At 27.0% G+C, this 16407-nt stretch carries 17 protein-coding genes and 2 pseudogenes; 15 read left to right on the top strand and 4 right to left on the bottom strand.

Annotated features, from left to right (window positions below; translation table 11 throughout):
• The first annotated feature begins 203 nt into the window (after nt 1-203).
• The 15 genes and pseudogenes from LEQ07_RS01920 (at nt 204) to LEQ07_RS01850 (ending at nt 14032) form a co-directional block, all read left to right on the top strand.
• Nucleotides 204-845, top strand: a complete 642-nt coding sequence (locus tag LEQ07_RS01920) for a helix-turn-helix transcriptional regulator (protein WP_025161637.1) — start codon at nt 204-206, stop codon at nt 843-845.
• 11 nt (nt 846-856) lie between these two features.
• Nucleotides 857-1693, top strand: a complete 837-nt coding sequence (locus LEQ07_RS01915) for a pyruvate, water dikinase regulatory protein (RefSeq protein ID WP_046822064.1) — start codon at nt 857-859, stop codon at nt 1691-1693.
• 232 nt (nt 1694-1925) lie between these two features.
• A complete protein-coding gene (gene ppdK / locus LEQ07_RS01910; RefSeq protein ID WP_263329327.1) occupies nt 1926-4547 on the top strand; it encodes a pyruvate, phosphate dikinase in 2622 nt (873 codons plus the stop codon).
• Nucleotides 4548-4760: 213 nt separating this feature from the next.
• On the top strand, nt 4761-5585 hold the full coding sequence (locus LEQ07_RS01905) for a phosphate ABC transporter substrate-binding protein (protein ID WP_046822066.1): 825 nt from the start codon (nt 4761-4763) through the stop codon (nt 5583-5585).
• 118 nt (nt 5586-5703) lie between these two features.
• Nucleotides 5704-5952: a zinc ribbon domain-containing protein gene (locus LEQ07_RS01900; protein WP_021429910.1), complete on the top strand. Its 249-nt coding sequence runs from the start codon at nt 5704-5706 to the stop codon at nt 5950-5952.
• A gap of 68 nt (nt 5953-6020) precedes the next feature.
• On the top strand, nt 6021-6935 hold the full coding sequence (locus tag LEQ07_RS01895) for a LysR family transcriptional regulator (RefSeq protein ID WP_263329326.1): 915 nt from the start codon (nt 6021-6023) through the stop codon (nt 6933-6935).
• Between the two features lie 108 nt (nt 6936-7043).
• Nucleotides 7044-8429 carry an MATE family efflux transporter gene (locus tag LEQ07_RS01890; protein ID WP_263329325.1) on the top strand — a complete coding sequence of 462 codons (1386 nt, stop codon included), beginning with the start codon at nt 7044-7046 and terminating at the stop codon, nt 8427-8429.
• A gap of 148 nt (nt 8430-8577) precedes the next feature.
• Nucleotides 8578-9288, top strand: coding sequence for a LytR/AlgR family response regulator transcription factor (locus LEQ07_RS01885; protein ID WP_263329324.1), 711 nt, complete (start codon nt 8578-8580; stop codon nt 9286-9288).
• Complete coding sequence (locus LEQ07_RS01880) at nt 9282-9686, top strand: hypothetical protein (protein ID WP_263329323.1); 405 nt, start codon at nt 9282-9284, stop codon at nt 9684-9686. Before LEQ07_RS01885 ends, LEQ07_RS01880 begins: the two co-directional genes overlap by 7 nt.
• 5 nt (nt 9687-9691) lie before the next feature.
• On the top strand, nt 9692-10144 hold the full coding sequence (locus LEQ07_RS01875) for a hypothetical protein (RefSeq protein ID WP_263329322.1): 453 nt from the start codon (nt 9692-9694) through the stop codon (nt 10142-10144).
• Nucleotides 10141-10695, top strand: a complete 555-nt coding sequence (locus LEQ07_RS01870; RefSeq protein WP_263329321.1) for an ATP-binding protein — start codon at nt 10141-10143, stop codon at nt 10693-10695. Before LEQ07_RS01875 ends, LEQ07_RS01870 begins: the two co-directional genes overlap by 4 nt.
• Before the next feature lie 158 nt (nt 10696-10853).
• Nucleotides 10854-11515 (top strand): annotated as a pseudogene (locus LEQ07_RS01865) (ABC transporter ATP-binding protein).
• A 108-nt stretch (nt 11516-11623) separates the two neighbouring features.
• Nucleotides 11624-12202, top strand: a complete 579-nt coding sequence (locus LEQ07_RS01860) for a hypothetical protein (RefSeq protein ID WP_263329320.1) — start codon at nt 11624-11626, stop codon at nt 12200-12202.
• Nucleotides 12187-12708 (top strand): FtsX-like permease family protein, encoded by a 522-nt coding sequence (locus tag LEQ07_RS01855; protein ID WP_263329319.1) that lies wholly within the window; start codon nt 12187-12189, stop codon nt 12706-12708. The genes LEQ07_RS01860 and LEQ07_RS01855 overlap by 16 nt, the downstream gene beginning before the upstream one ends.
• Nucleotides 12709-12733: 25 nt before the next feature.
• On the top strand, nt 12734-14032 hold the full coding sequence (locus tag LEQ07_RS01850; RefSeq protein WP_263329318.1) for an ABC transporter permease: 1299 nt from the start codon (nt 12734-12736) through the stop codon (nt 14030-14032).
• A 37-nt stretch (nt 14033-14069) separates the two neighbouring features.
• Here LEQ07_RS01850 and LEQ07_RS01845 read toward each other — a convergent pair whose 3' ends face one another.
• The 4 genes and pseudogenes from LEQ07_RS01845 to LEQ07_RS01835 form a co-directional block, all read right to left on the bottom strand.
• Nucleotides 14070-14372: an ATP-binding protein gene (locus LEQ07_RS01845; protein WP_442952391.1), complete on the bottom strand. Its 303-nt coding sequence runs from the start codon at nt 14370-14372 to the stop codon at nt 14070-14072.
• A 258-nt stretch (nt 14373-14630) separates the two neighbouring features.
• Nucleotides 14631-14696, bottom strand: a pseudogene (locus LEQ07_RS22775) (hypothetical protein); the annotation flags it as partial.
• A gap of 23 nt (nt 14697-14719) precedes the next feature.
• Entirely contained in the window at nt 14720-15082 is a 363-nt protein-coding gene (locus LEQ07_RS01840; RefSeq protein WP_263329316.1) for a HAMP domain-containing protein, read from the bottom strand.
• A 497-nt stretch (nt 15083-15579) separates the two neighbouring features.
• Complete coding sequence (locus LEQ07_RS01835; RefSeq protein WP_263329315.1) at nt 15580-16299, bottom strand: response regulator transcription factor; 720 nt, start codon at nt 16297-16299, stop codon at nt 15580-15582.
• Nucleotides 16300-16407 lie beyond the last annotated feature (108 nt).

The raw sequence follows: 16407 nt of genomic DNA, 5'->3' as shown, positions 1-16407 counted from the left end.
TTAAATCTTTAAGAAAAGTAGATTATAGGTTAAATTTTACCTAAAGTGGGATAAAAAAGGACCCTATGGCTAAAACTGTAATTAAATAAATAAGAAATTAAATATATAAATTTAATTTCTGTATTTACAACACAATATAAAATATATATAATATACTATATAAGATAAAAACGGATAAACAGTGTATCACAATAAAGAGGAGTGTGATTATTATTCAACTTAATAATAGACAACTAAAGATAATCGATATCGTTAAAGAAAGTGAACCTATAACAAGTGAATGCATAGCAGCCAAACTTAATGTGACTAGAGCTACATTAAGGTCTGATTTAGCTATACTTACTATGACTGGAGTATTAGATGCTAGACCTAAGGTTGGGTATTTTTATTCAGGAATAGATAAAGTTAACTTACTAGGAGATAAAATAAAAAACAAAACTGTAGCGGACATAATGAGTATGCCTATAATGGTAACACAAGACACAAGTGTTTATGATACTATAGTAAACATATTTTTATCAGATGTTGGAAGTGTATTCATAATAGATGATGAAAAAGAACTATGTGGAATAGTATCAAGAAAAGATTTATTAAAAGCAACTATAGGTGGGGGAGATATAAACAAGATACCTGTAGGTATGATAATGACAAGAACACCTAATGTTGTAACTGTTACAAGTGAAGATACTGTTGTACTAGCAGCAAAGAGAATAATAGAACACGAAGTAGATTCAATACCTGTTGTAGAAGAAATAAAAAGGGATAATACAATAATAAATAAGGTTGTTGGTAGAATTTCTAAAACTAACATAACAAAACTATTTTTAGAGATAGCGGATAATTAAAGGAGGAGTATATGGATAATTTAGTCATATATGTAATATCAGACTCAGTAGGGGAAACAGCTCAGCAAGTTACTAAAGCTGCAATATCTCAATTTCAATTAAAGGATGACTATGAAATAAGAAGATTTCCATATGTTGTAGAAGTTAATTTTTTAGAAGAAATATTAAAAAGTGCTAAAGAAGAAAATGCAATAGTTATATATACATTAGTTGAAAATGAACTTTTAACATTTACTGAAAATTACTGTAGCAAGGAAAATTTAAGTTGTGTAGACTTAATGACTCCAATATTAAAGCAAATTGCTAGTAAAATAGGAGTTAAGCCAAGAAGAGAACCTGGAATTATAAGAAAATTAGATGAAAGCTACTTTAAAAGAGTAGAAGCTATAGAATTTGCGGTTAAATATGATGATGGAAAAGATCCTAGAGGCATATTACAAGCTGATATAATATTACTTGGAATATCAAGAACATCTAAGACGCCATTAAGTATGTACTTAGCAAATAAGAATATAAAGGTTGCTAATGTTCCTTTAGTTCCAGAAATACCAATACCTAAGGAAGTATTTGAAATAAATCAAAAGAAAATAATAGGTCTTACTAATACTCCTGAAAAGTTAAATCAAATAAGACAAGAGAGATTAAAAGCTTTAGGATTATCAAGTAATGCTAATTATGCTAAATTTGATAGAATACTTCAAGAGTTAGATTACTCTGACAAAATAATGAAAAAAGTTGGGTGCCCAGTTATAGATGTATCTAGTAAAGCTATAGAAGAAACGGCTGGAATCATAATGGATATAATGAAAGAAAATGGGTTGAAAGTATTTAGAGATAACGATAAGTAGGATTTTAGTGCACATCGAAATACATTTCGGTGTGTAGTATAAATCTTATTTATTAAGATTTTTAAGGAATGGGTTAGGTGACAAAAAAAACGTTTAACCGAGTACTTTGAAAATAATAACTAATAAACTTGGTTATTACTTTAATAATAAATTATAGTGTATAACAAATTAATCATGCTTGAATACAATATACAGTATATCTGTATAAAAAACATACTAGGAGGAGTTTTAAATGAGTAAGTTTGTTTATAGTTTTGCTGAGGGATCAAAGGAAATGAAGAGTCTTTTAGGTGGTAAGGGTGCTAACTTAGCCGAGATGACTAAGATAGGCTTACCAGTGCCTCCAGGTTTTACAATATCAACAGAGGCTTGTAATGACTATTATGTAAATGATGAAAGTATAAGAGAAGATGTAGTTTTACAGATAGAAGAAAAATTAGTAGAGCTAGAAAAATCTTTAAATAAAAAATTAGGATGCAATGAAAATCCATTATTATTATCTGTTCGTTCTGGTGCAGTTTTCTCAATGCCAGGTATGATGGATACTATATTAAACTTAGGTCTTAATGATACTTCAGTTAAGGCAATAGCTAAAAATACTAACAATGAAAGATTTGCATATGACAGTTATAGAAGATTTATACAAATGTTCTCAGATGTTGCAATGGGAGTTCCAAAGTATAAATTTGAAAATGCTTTAGATAAAATAAAAGAAGAAAAAGGATACAAATTTGATACAGATCTTACAAGTGAAGATTTAAAAGTGTTAGTTGAAGAATACAAGAAAATATACAAAAAAGAATTAAGACAAATATTCCCAGAAGATCCAAAAGAGCAATTAATGTTAGCTATAAAAGCAGTATTTAAATCATGGAATAATCCAAGAGCAAATATTTATCGTAAGTTAAATGATATTCCTCATAACTTAGGAACTGCAGTTAATATACAATCAATGGTATTTGGAAACATGGGAGAGACTAGTGGAACAGGAGTTGCATTTACAAGAAACCCATCTACTGGAGAAAATAAATTATTTGGAGAATACTTAATAAATGCACAAGGTGAAGATGTTGTTGCAGGAATTAGAACTCCAAAAGACATAGATACTTTAAAAGAAGCGATGCCAGCAATATATGATGAATTTGTAAAAATAACTAATATACTTGAAAATCATTATAAAGATATGCAAGATATAGAGTTTACCATAGAAAATGAAAAACTATATATACTTCAAACTAGAAATGGAAAAAGAACTGCAAAAGCAGCTATAAATATTGCAGTTGAATTAGTTGAAGAAAAAATAATAGATGAAAAAGAAGCTATAATGAGAATTGAACCTAATCAACTAGATCAATTACTACATCCAAACTTTGAAGAGAAATCTTTAAAAAATGCTAAGCTTATAGCTAAAGGATTACCAGCTTCTCCGGGAGCTAGTTGCGGTAAAGTATACTTTAATGCAAATGATGTTGTAAAGGCAGCTGAAAAAGGAGAAGAAGTTATACTTGTGAGATTAGAAACATCACCAGAAGATATAGAAGGAATGGTTGTAGCACAAGGAATACTTACAGCTAGAGGTGGTATGACATCTCATGCTGCAGTTGTAGCTAGAGGTATGGGGAAATGTTGTGTTGCAGGATGTGGAGAAATAAAAGTAGATGAATACTACAAAGAAATAACTGTAGATGGATTAGTTATAAAAGAAGGCGATTATATCTCTCTAGATGGATCAACAGGATGTGTTTACTTAGGAGAAATAGAAAAAACAGATGTTGCTCTTACAGGAAACTTTGAGATACTTATGAACTGGGTTGATAAGTATAAAACATTACAAGTAAGAACTAATGCAGATACGCCAAGAGATGCAAGTGTTGCTATAAACTTTGGAGCAGAAGGAATAGGATTATGTAGAACTGAGCATATGTTCTTTGATGAAGATAGAATACCAGCTGTTAGAGAAATGATTTTATCAAGAACATTAGAGCAAAGATTAGTTGCTCTTGAAAAATTATTACCTATGCAAAGAGAAGACTTTACTGAAATATTCAAAGTTATGGATGGAAGACATGTTAATATAAGATTACTAGATCCACCACTACATGAGTTCTTACCTCATGATGATGAAGCTATAGAAGCTTTAGCCAAAACTATGGGTCTTGAAGTTAAAGAAATAAGAAAGAGAATAGTTGATTTACAAGAACTAAATCCAATGCTTGGACATAGAGGTTGTAGATTAGCAATAACTTATCCTGAAATAGCTATGATGCAAGCAAAAGCTATAATACAAGGAGCTATAGAAGCTAAGAATAGTGGAGTAGAAGTTAATCCAGAAATAATGATACCTTTAGTAGGAGAAGTTAAGGAATTAAAAACTATAAAAGAAAATGTAGTTTCTGTAATAAATGAAGAACTTGATAAGTCAGGAGTTAAAGTAGACTATACAGTTGGAACTATGATAGAGGTTCCAAGAGCATGTTTAACTGCAGATGAAATAGCAACTGAAGCTGATTTCTTTAGCTTTGGAACAAATGACTTAACTCAAATGACATTTGGATACTCAAGAGATGATGCAAATAAGTTCTTAGGTGACTATATAAATAGTGAAATACTTGAAAAAGATCCATTCCAAGTATTAGACCAAAATGGAGTTGGCAAACTAGTTCAAATGGCAGCTAAATTAGGTAGAGGGGTTAAGCCAAACCTTAAATTAGGTATATGTGGAGAGCATGGAGGAGAACCATCTTCTATAGAGTTCTGCTACAAGACAGGATTAAACTATGTATCTTGTTCACCATATAGAGTACCTATTGCTAGACTTGCAGCAGCTCAAGCAGCTATAAAAAATAATAAGTAGTAAATTAAAGGAATTGGGAGACCCCAATTCCTTTTTTTATTTTTACATTCTCTTAATGTTGTTTACCAATAGTTAACATATCTCTAATTTGGATTTAACATAATTGCTTTATTATAAAAATGTAAAGAAAATTCAAATAAAGGAATAAACGACAATAAAGTCGGAAAAATAATAAAGTGATTATAAAAAATTATAACTTTGTGGAGGTTACCTATGTTTAAAAAGAAAATTGGAGTTTTACTAATGAGTACTATAATGGTAGGAACGTTAGCTGTAGGATGTGGATCGAAGGATTCTGGTGGTGGAAGTAAAGTATCAGTATCAGGATCAACTTCAGTAGGACCACTTATGGAAAAAGAAGCAGAAGCTTACAAATCAGTAGACTCTAAAGTATCTATAGAAATAAATCAATTAGGATCATCAGCAGGGATAAAAGATGCAATAAATGGGGTAGCAGAAATAGGTATGTCATCTAGAGATTTAAAAGATGAAGAAAAGCAAGCAGGACTTAAAGAAGACAAAATAGCAGTAGATGGAATAGGTATAATAACTCATAAAAATAATGAAGTTAAGTCTCTTACAATGGATCAATTAAAAGGAATATATACTGGAAAAATAACTAACTGGAAAGAAGTTGGAGGAAAAGATGCTCCTATAGTTGTCGTTTCAAGAGAAGATGGATCAGGAACTAGAGATGCATTCCAAGAAATAGTTGGATATGAGTCAACTGAGCTAACAAAAGAAGCTCAAATAAGTGATGGGAACGGAAATGTAAAGTCAACAGTAGCTGGGAATGAAAATGCTATAGGATATACTTCATTTAGTTATTTAGATGATAGTATACATACACTTCAAGTAGATGGAGTAGATGCTACAGCAGAAAACGCTAAAGATGGAAAATATAAACTATCAAGACCATTTTTACTAGTATACAAAGAAGATAAATTAAGTGAAAATGGTAAGAAGTTTATGGAATATATAACTAGTGAAGATGGACAAAAAGTAGTAGAAGAAGAAGGTTTAATAACACTTAAATAATATAAAAAAACTCTTTCTAAAAAATTTAGAAAGAGTTTTTTATTTGAATCTATAACATAAACAAGCTTATTACCATACTATATATTATTAACTTTTTATTTTTATAGGAGGGATAATAATGATCAAGTGTCCAAGATGTGGTAAGGAAGTATCAAATAGACCAGGTACAGTTTGCCCAAGATGTGGTCTTGATGTAGGTAAAGTAACTGAAAAAGTAAGATGCCCTGAGGCTAGTTGCAGAGCTTTAGTTTCTAAAAAATTAGAATATTGTCCAAAGTGTGGATGTAAATTAAAAGGGTACAATTTAAATGAAATATTAAAAATAGCAAAAATGAGATTTAGTAATAATTTTCCCGATGAGGAATAAGAGCTTTTTAAAAGCTCTTTTTTTGTTTAAAATAGTATATAGTAAATAATATTTATGGAGGCAGTATATTGCAAATAAACCAACTAAGATATTTTATAGAAGTAGCTAGAACGGGATCTATGAATCAAGCTGCAAGTAATTTATTCATATCCCAACCTAATTTAAGTAAAGCAATAGTAAATTTAGAGGAAGAGTTTAAAATAAAAATATTTGATAGAACTAACAGAGGTGTAAAACTAACAAAAGAAGGTAAAGATTTTTTGACTTATGCAACTTATATAATAAATCAAATTGATAATTTAGAAAAAATATACTCTGACTTGTCTCAAGAAAATGGATTTAAGTTAGAAGTTTCGAGTATGAAGTTGTATACTTTAGGAATTGTATTGAGCGAGGTTTATAAAAAAGTTAACAATAAAAAAGTTAAAATTTCACTGAAAGAAACTCATAAAGAGAAGATAATAGAAGATGTGTCAACAATGAAGTCTGAGATAGGGATAATAGCACTTTCTAATATGCAGGAGAGAGTATTTAAAGGCGTTTTAGAAAATAGAGATTTGGAGTTTAACCCAATATGTAAAGACAAAATATATATTTACATAGGTAAGAACAATCCTCTATATAATAATGATGTTATAAAGCCAGAGGAGTTAAATGAATTTATATGTGTACATTTAGTAGAAGAGCCTATAAATGCACTTACATATAGTGTAGAGCTAGATTTATTAGGTTTTTCTCATAAGGATAGAGCAATATATCTAAATGATAAAGAAACTATAACACAGTTTGTTTTAGAAACTAATGCTTATGTAATAGCATCTGGATTTAACAAAATAGAGAACGTTAGTGGAATAAGGGCTATACCACTTGAAGATGATAGTGTTCATTTTACAGTGGGATGGATTAAGAGAAGAAAAGAAGAACTTTCAGATGAAGCAAAATTATTTTTAGAAATACTTTTAGAAAATATGAGAAGTATGTAACTGTTATAAGTTTTAGTTATAACTAGTAATAGTATATATATATTAACGATAAATCTCTAGATTTGATAATATATTAATATAGCTTTATCAAAGGAGGAGATTTATAAAATGGATACAGTTATAGATAAATCGAGGATAATGGAAGATGATAATATAGGTAGACTTATATGGAAATTTGCGATACCAGGAATTATAGCCAGCTTAATAAGTGCAATATATAATATAGTAGATACAGCTTTTATAGGTATGTTAAATGACACATTAGCAATGGCTGCGGTATCAGTTATATTTCCTTTATTTATACTAATCAATGCAGTGGGTCAATTAATAGGAGTAGGAGCTTCATCTTATATAGCAAGACTTCTAGGGGCTAAGAATAAAGACGGTGCAGATGATGTAGCATCAACTGCAATAATATCATCAGTAATAGTAGGAATTATATTTACTATTTTGATATTAATATTCCTAGAGCCAATTTTAAGGTTATTAGGAGCAACAGAAAGTGTAATGCCATATGCAATAGCATACGCAAAACCTATTGCAATAGGTGCTAGTTTACCAATAATCATGCCAACATTGGCAAATATTGTTAGATCTGAGGGGAATACAAAACTTAGTGCAGTAGCTGTGGCATTAGGTGCTATAATAAATATAATTTTAGACCCAATACTAATGTTTACATTTAATATGGGAGTAGTAGGAGCGTCTTTAGCTACAGTAATAGGGCAACTTGCATCAGTAGCTTTGTTATTATCATATTATATAACAAATAAAAGTTATCTAAAATTAAGTATAAAAAACTTTAAATTATCAAAGAGTATATATGGAGAAATTATCTCTGTTGGAACTGCAACTTTTTTAATTCAAGCTTTAATAAGTATATCTATGGGACTTTTAAACATAGCATCAAAACCATATGGAAATGAGTTAATAGCATCGTTTGGTATAGCTTTAAAACTATCTTCATTAGTTATGTTTGTCGTTATAGGATACAATCAAGGATTTCAACCAATTGCAAGTTATAATTATGGTGCAGGAAATTATGAAAAATTAAGAAAAGCAATAAACATATCTATTAAGAGGACAACTATATTTTCAACATTAGCAACTATAGTCTTAATGATATTTGCGCCAACTGCTATTAATTTATTTAGTAATGACCCAGCGGTTATCGAGGTAGGTGCTAAAACATTAAGATATACACTTTTACTATATCCACTATTAGGATTTACACAATTATATGCAGTGTTATATCAATCATTAGGGATGCCAAAAGAAGCTTTAATTGTAGGTACAGCTAGACAAGGTATATTTTTCTTACCAGCAATTGTAATATTACCAAAATTAATTGGTGTTGATGGGGTATTACTTACTCAGGCAGTAGCAGATTTGTTTACGGTAATATTAACTGCATTTTATGCTCACAAGACAAATAAAGACTTAAAAAACATGGTATCAGGGAAAATAAGTGAAAATACATGTTTATCTAATTAAACTTTAAATAATAAGAAACAAATGACGTAATTTTATATTACCTCATTTGTTTTTTGTGCTTTAAATTATATTGAATATAAGTTATGTAAAAATATGGTAATATATATATGAGTTAATTGAAAAGATATATAAGATAGGGGAGATTTTATTGTATAGAATAGTTATTTGTGAAGATGATGAGTCACAAAGAAGTAATTTATATAATTCGATATTTAATATATTCGATGAAATTTCGAATAAGGTTGAGATATTTGAATTTAAATCAGGAGAAGAACTTTTAAGCTCTGAAATTGAAGATATAGATATATTTTTTCTAGATATACAAATGGATGAAATAACAGGTATGGATGTTGCAAAAAAAATTAGAGAAAAAAATAGTGTTTCAGAAATAATTTTTATAACTTCACTAATTGAGTATGTACAAGATGGGTATAAGGTAAGAGCATACAGATACTTATTAAAGCCAATAGAACATGAAGATTTAAAAGAAAATATTTTAAGCTGCATATCAGATATTATAAACAAAAGAGATAACTTTATGATTGTAGAGGAAAATGGAAGCAAGCATAAAGTATCTATTAAAAATATTACATATATAGAAATTATAAAAAAAGATATAACAATTCACACCTTAGATAGAGATTACAATATTAAGAATAGGATTAAAAATTTAGAAAAAGAGTTGTTAGTACATAATTTTTTTAGATGTCATAAGAGTTATTTAATAAATATGGAGCATGTTGATTTTATAGGAAAAGATAATGTTATGATAAAAAATGAAGAGATACCTGTTAGCAAACATAGAATGAGCAATTTAAAAACTAAATTAACAAATATGTTGGGGTCAATAATATGTTAGAGAATAATTTTATTTATGCATTAATTATATTTATATCTTCTGCAATAGAATTAACAACTTTAAGTGTACTATTAAATGAATTTGTAGAGTTAAAAAGTAATAAAAAGAATATAATAAACAGCTTAATTATTTTTATTATACTAACTTCTATATGTGAAGTTATTGCAATGAGTATAATATTGAAATCTAATTGGACAATTGAAGAAGCAAGTTTATGGATGTTAGTAGTTAAATTTGCTAAATCAATATTATCTACAACTTTAATAAGTATATTTATAAAAATTAACTACAAAATAGAGATTAAAAAAATAGTTCTTATAAGTATAAGTTATATATTATTTTTAGGTTTACTAAATGAAATCATATATGCCTTTTATCTTTACTATGTAATAGATTAATAGATATGGAATATGGATGGTATTACACATTATTATATCAAAAATTAATTTTCTTAGAAGTAAATATATTAACCAAATTATTGCTTATATATATTGTAACAATAATTAAAACTATAAAGTTAAAAGTTAACTTAAATAATAAACAATATAAATATATATTTTTCTCAATAATATTAAATCTACTTAGTGCTATATTAATATTTGCAACTATATACAAAACAACACAATCAATAACAAACTTTGCTTTAGATTTTGTTATTGCATTAATTTCAAGTAGCATACTTATTTTAAACATATTCTTTATGTGGTTAATAATAAGAGTTTCAAAAGATAGTAACTTAAGGGCAGAAAATAAATGCATAAAAGAAAATATACAATTACAGCATCAGTATTATTTGAATATGCAAGAATCTCAAATGAAAGTAAAAAAATTATATCATGATATGAAAATCATATGATATGTATAGAAAATCTATATGGTAAAAATGAATATGTAGAAAGTATAAATAACCAACTTAAAGAGTGTAATTCTATATTTAATACAAATAATATGATTTTAGATATTATATTAAATGATAAAAAACGTATTTGTGAAAGCAAAGGAATAGATTTGATAGCTGATATAAACTTTAAAGAATGTAATTTTATAGACTCAGCAGATGTATGTAGTATATTTTCAAATATGATAGATAATGCTATAGAAGCTTGTGAGAATATAGAAGATAACGGTATTTCAAAGAAAATTAACATAAAAGGAACTATAGTTAAAAGCCTATATATTATAAAATGTGAAAACCCAAAAAATAATATTTTTAAATTAAAAAGTGGTAAGATTTTAACCAATAAAAAAGATAAGTTTTTACATGGTATAGGTATAAGTAGTATGAAAAATTCTATAGAAAAATACAATGGAAATTTAGAAGTTAATGATTTAAATACTAGATTTTTAATAAACATTTGTATCCCATTAAAACCTAATGAAAATAATTTATACATAAAAAATGCATAGTGATAAAAGTAAGGAAAAAAGAACATCTAAACAATTAGATGTTCTTTTTTGCCCAGTTATATCTAAAAAATACCCAGTTGTGTCTTTTATATTGTTAAAAGATTAAATAAAATATATATTTTTTATGAAAATACTTATGGGGATTTTAGGAGGTAAATATGTCAATTTTAAAAATAAAAAATTTGAGTAAGGTGTATGGAGAAAATGAAACTGAGGTAAAGGCATTAAGTCATATAAACTTAGAAATAAACAAAGGCGAGTTTGTTGTAATAGTAGGTAAAAGTGGGAGTGGGAAAAGTACGCTTCTTCATATAATGGCAGGACTTGAAGCCCCTACATATGGAGATGTAATTATAGAAAATACAAATCTTTCTTCTTTAAATGAAAAAGAAAGATCATTGCTTCGTAAAGAAAAAATAGGATTAATATTTCAATCATACAACTTGATACCAGTTTTAACAGTAGAAGAAAATATAAAATTACCAACTATAAATACAAGTAATCAAGATGATGGATACGTAAATGAATTGATGGAGTTACTTAATATAAAAGAAAGAAAAATCATTTGCCAAATCAATTGTCAGGGGGGCAACAACAAAGGGTTGCAATAGGAAGAGCACTTGTAAATAAGCCTGCTATTATATTTGCAGATGAACCTACGGGAAATTTAGATACAAAAACAGAAAGTGAAGTATTAAATCTTTTAAAAGAATCTCAGAAAAAATATAATCAGACGATAATAATGATAACTCATAATATGGATATTGCTAAATATGCAGATAAAATTATTAAAATAGAAGATGGATTTATTAGGGAGTAGGTGAGATTATGAAACTTATAGATGTAGTTAAAAGTTATATTATGAAAATAAGAAAATTCATTATTAATAATTGTAAGTATTATAATTTCAACTGCGCTTTTTTTAGTAATGAATATAATAAGTGAAGATGCAAGAAATATAATGATAAATCAAGCAAAACAAGAACTAGGGTTAAAAAATGTTTCATATTGGAATCCAACTAACAAGCAGGTAAAAGATATAGAAAATAACTCTAGAGTAGATAAAATAGGTAAATCTATGCTTTTAGGGCTTCATGAAATTGGGCATGCTCAGACATTACAAATATTATGGGATGATAATGTAGCACAAGAAATAAATAAATGTTATGAATTAAAAGAAGGAAAATTTCCAACTAAGGAAAATGAAATTGCAGTAGATTCATGGTATATAGATCAAAAGAAAATGAAAAACCCAATAGGACAAACAATAAAATTAAATTATATGAAACCTAAAGCAAATGGAAGTACTTTATATACAGGTAAAAAAGATTTCAAGATAGTAGGTATTTTAAAATCAGACTCTCTTTTAAAAGAACAAGGGATGTCTATAGGAGCTATAAGTGAAGAGTGTGCTATTAAAAATATACCAGTTAAAGATAAATACGACCAAGTTATGTTAACTTTTAAAAAAGAAAAAATATACCTAAGCAAGTGGAAAAACTTGTAAAAGAAGAAAACTTAAATAAAGATTATATGAACTTAAATAATAAGTTAATAATAGCAATGTCAGATAGTATGAGCTTAAAAATACCATATATAATAATTAATATGGTTCTAGCATTTACTACAATATTGCTTATATACAACATATTTTATATATTGGTATCAAATAGAACAAAGGATTTTGGTATATTAAGGGCATTAGGGTTTATACCAATAGATGTATCAAAAATTATGATAATAGAAATATTTATATATTCTATTATAAGTATCCCAATAGGATTGTTATTAGGAGAAGTTATATCAAATTTATTTAGAGATTATGTAATAGGAGTAATATATAACATTGATTATGCAAATTCAATAAAAAGTCCAAATTATATGAGTACATATATAATATCAGCATTACTTAGCATATTCACTGTAATAATATCTGTATATAAACCACTTAGACTATGTTCTAAAATAGACCCTATGATTTGTATAAGAAGAAATGATGAAAAATTAAAATAAATCAAAATCAATAATAAGTAAATTTATGAACAAATTTTACAAAGATTATGGAAATATAGCATCTAAAAATATACAAAGAAACAAAAAGCGTACGAATGTAGCTATAACATCAATGGTAATAATATTCTTTTTAATGTTTACAGTATATACTAAATCAACTAGCAATTTTTTAGATTCTGGTGGAATGAGACTATGGATACCAGGAGAGTATTCGATACAAAATATTGATCCATCATCTACCATACAAAATGAAAAAAGTTATGATTTAAAAGTATTAAAAGAGATAGAAAATATAGATGGAGTTAAAAAAGTAAATGCATTGAGAGACAAACATTTTAATATAAAAACAGATGATAATAATATAAATAAAAAATCAGAATACTGGAAAATGGAGAAACCTAGGCTTGAAAAAAATGCTGAAATAAAAAGTGGTGCAAAAGTATATAAAAATAATTTTGAGGTTTTAGGCATTGAAGATACAGAATTATTAAATGATGTATTAATAGAAGGAAAAGAGAATTTAAGTAAATTAAATAAAGAATCATATATATATATAGATAATACAACATGTCAGTCAATTAATATAAAAATGGGAGATAAAGTTAATGTAAATTTTGATATTGTAGATTCTAAAACAGGAAATTATAAAGAAACAATTTCTAAAGAGTTTATTATAGGAGGTATTATAAAATATTTACCAATATTTTCTCAAGGTGGAGGCACAAGCTTTGGAGCTGTCATGTCAATAAATCAAATGAATAAATTTACAGGGGTTGAATCATATGAAAGATTTGATGTGTGGACTAGTAAGCTTGCAAATGAGAAACACGTTGAGAGTGAATTAAATAAAATAATAGAAAAATCAGGAAAGGGCATTTTGATACCATACAAAAGTGAATCAGCTGCACTTGAAAAAAGTGATAATCAAAAAGCTATGATTATGACTTTAGTTGTTGGAGTTATAGTTTTACTATCATTATTTAACTGTTGTAATACTATAGTTACGAGCATAAATAGTAGAAGTAGAGAATTTGCATTATTTAGAGGTATAGGAATATCTAAAGATGAAGTGAAAAAGATTGTTGTACTAGAAAGTTGTATATACATTGTATTAGGTTTTATTATTTCTATAATACCTACCTTGATAGTAAGGTATATAATAATAAAATCCTTTGAAACTATTCAATTAATCAACTTAAAGTTTATAATAGCTGTAATTTTAATATTACTAGTTATAAGTGCAATAATTATAATAACTACATTGAAAACATTAAAAAATGTTCAAGATGAAGATTTTATAGAACAAATAAAAACTTTAGAATAAATTATAATAAGTAAGGGTAGCATTATGCTACCCTCAACTATATATTGCTACATTCTTCAAGTTGAACACCATCATTAAGCAATTCAAACTTTAAAGTAACTTTAAACAAATCACCATCAATATCTAGGTCAAGAGATCCGTATTGCATTTCAACTAAATTTCTAGCAATTGAAAGCCCAAGTCCACTTCCATTTGTATTTCTTGAAACATCTCCACGAACAAATCTTTCAAGTAGCTCATTAGGTGATATGTTTAATTTATGATTAGATATATTTTTCATAGATATAAAAACATATCCGTAATTCGTATAAACATCAATATATACTCTTGTATTTTGCAAAGAGTATTTTGTTATATTAGTAATCAAGTTATCAAATACCCTGAACATTCTTTTTCCATCTATATTACTAAATACAGGGAAGTCAGGGGTATCAATTATAAAATCAAGATTAGAAGCTTCAATCTTATCGTCAAGCTCAACAATACTTTGTATTAAAAGTTCTTTTATATCTGTTTTTTCAAAATGAAGTTCTATATCACCACTACTTATTTTAGACGCTTCGAATATATCTTCGACAAGGGTTTTAAGTTTAGCAGCTTTTTTATCTAGTATATTTATATAAGTTTTAGTTGTTTGCTCATCTAGTTCATTATTTTTTAAAATATCTATATAGCTAATAATTGAAGTTAATGGAGTTTTAAGTCATGACTAACATTTGTTATAAGTTCTGTTTTTGTTCTTTCTCCTTTTAATTGACTTTCAAGAGAATTGTTTAATCCATCGCTTATATTATTTACACTTTGTGCAATAGAGGCTAACTCATCATTACCTATAATATCAAGTTCATGCTCTAAATCACCTTTTTCTATATCTTTAATATTTCGCTCTATATATTCTATATAATCGACTTTTTCTTCAATCTTTTTATAAATATAAGCATAGCATATCAAACAAGGTAAAGTTAGATGAGTTGCTTTAATCAATGCATCTAATGAGCGAGCACCAAATAAAAACATTGATATATAATTGAATGTAAATTGAAATAACATAGTAGCAATAAATATAAATGAGATTTTTTTTATTTAAAGTATTTTTATTATTTTTAGAAATAAAGCTGACTAAAATTTTAATAGTTATAAATCTAGATTTTATATTATCTTTGCTATAATAAATACTAAGAAATGCAATATAAACACTCCATAAAATGATCACGTCGTTTATAACTGCATCAAAAGGAAAAGCACTAAATGAATAAAGTATAATGTAACTTCTAGTTGTATAAAAAAACCATATAATAATTATTAATGCTTCAACTGGAGCCCACATTTTTATAAGCCTAACTAATGAATATAGAAATTTAATATTAGCTTTTCTATTAGTTAAATAAAATATCAAAGAAATTAAGGTCGCTCCCAACATAAAAGCAACTAAACTTTTTTGACTTAATGCAAATTCCCTCATACGATGAGTATATAAGTATGATTCAAATAATGTTGATAAAGATATAGAAAGTATAAACAACGATGAAAACTTTAAAAGTGGATTATTAATAAGTAATTTTTTCGATTTTGTAACCAATTCCCCACACCACCTTTAAATATTTAGGATCTTTTGAGTTAATTTCTATTTTTTCTCTAATCCTTCTAATATGAACAGCTACAGTTTTTTCACAATTATAAGCTATTTCCTCCCACACATGTTCATAAATATCCTTAGAAGAAAAAACAATTCCTTTATTCTCAAGCAAAAACTCTAAAATTTTAAACTCAATAGGAGTAACCTTAATATTCTCCCCATCTAAAGTAACTACTTTTGTATCTTTATTAAGGCAAAGTCCACCACTACTTAATATTGAATTATTACAACTAGAAATATGGGTATTTTCACTCATTGTATTTAAGTTTATAAATCTTCTGAGTTGAGACTTAACACGAGCTATAAGTTCTAATGGATTAAATGGTTTAGTTATATAATCATCAGCACCCATGTTTAATCCTAAGATTTTATCCATATCTTGATCTTTTGCAGATAAAAGTATTATAGGAATATTGTTCTTTTCTCTAATTTTAAGAGTAGCCTTAAGTCCGTCCATATTTGGCATCATAACATCCATAATAACTAAATCTATATTACTATCTATTAAATTTTCAATAGCTTCCAATCCATCATATGCTTTTAAAATATTAAACCCCTCTGGTTTTAGATAAAATTCAATAGCATCAACTATTTCTCTATCATCATCAACTATTAATATATTTTCACCCATAAAATCACTCCTTCAGAAGTTATTATAACATAGAGTTTTACGCATTAAATCTATAAACACAAGATTAAATTATTAAGAATTTATTACGAAAAGTTGTAATTATTACAA

The organism is Paraclostridium sp. AKS73 (assembly GCF_025671395.1).
In the GTDB taxonomy this organism is placed as follows: Bacteria; Bacillota; Clostridia; order Peptostreptococcales; family Peptostreptococcaceae; genus Paraclostridium; species Paraclostridium benzoelyticum.
Note: the sequence above shows the minus strand (reverse complement) of the source record. Positions and strands in the feature narration are given on the sequence as shown.

Bases quoted from the DNA above. Each gene is read 5' to 3' on its own strand.
- LEQ07_RS01835 (WP_263329315.1), bottom strand. From the start codon at position 16,299: ATGGGTGAAAATATATTAATAGTTGATGATGATAGAGAAATAGTTGAT.
- LEQ07_RS01915 (WP_046822064.1), top strand. From the start codon at position 857: ATGGATAATTTAGTCATATATGTAATATCAGACTCAGTAGGGGAAACA.
- LEQ07_RS01905 (WP_046822066.1), top strand. From the start codon at position 4,761: ATGTTTAAAAAGAAAATTGGAGTTTTACTAATGAGTACTATAATGGTA.
- LEQ07_RS01860 (WP_263329320.1), top strand. From the start codon at position 11,624: ATGAATATAATAAGTGAAGATGCAAGAAATATAATGATAAATCAAGCA.
- LEQ07_RS01850 (WP_263329318.1), top strand. From the start codon at position 12,734: ATGAACAAATTTTACAAAGATTATGGAAATATAGCATCTAAAAATATA.
- LEQ07_RS01900 (WP_021429910.1), top strand. From the start codon at position 5,704: ATGATCAAGTGTCCAAGATGTGGTAAGGAAGTATCAAATAGACCAGGT.
- LEQ07_RS01880 (WP_263329323.1), top strand. From the start codon at position 9,282: ATGTTAGAGAATAATTTTATTTATGCATTAATTATATTTATATCTTCT.
- LEQ07_RS01890 (WP_263329325.1), top strand. From the start codon at position 7,044: ATGGATACAGTTATAGATAAATCGAGGATAATGGAAGATGATAATATA.
- LEQ07_RS01870 (WP_263329321.1), top strand. From the start codon at position 10,141: ATGATATGTATAGAAAATCTATATGGTAAAAATGAATATGTAGAAAGT.
- LEQ07_RS01840 (WP_263329316.1), bottom strand. From the start codon at position 15,082: ATGTTATTTCAATTTACATTCAATTATATATCAATGTTTTTATTTGGT.
- ppdK (WP_263329327.1), top strand. From the start codon at position 1,926: ATGAGTAAGTTTGTTTATAGTTTTGCTGAGGGATCAAAGGAAATGAAG.
- LEQ07_RS01875 (WP_263329322.1), top strand. From the start codon at position 9,692: ATGGAATATGGATGGTATTACACATTATTATATCAAAAATTAATTTTC.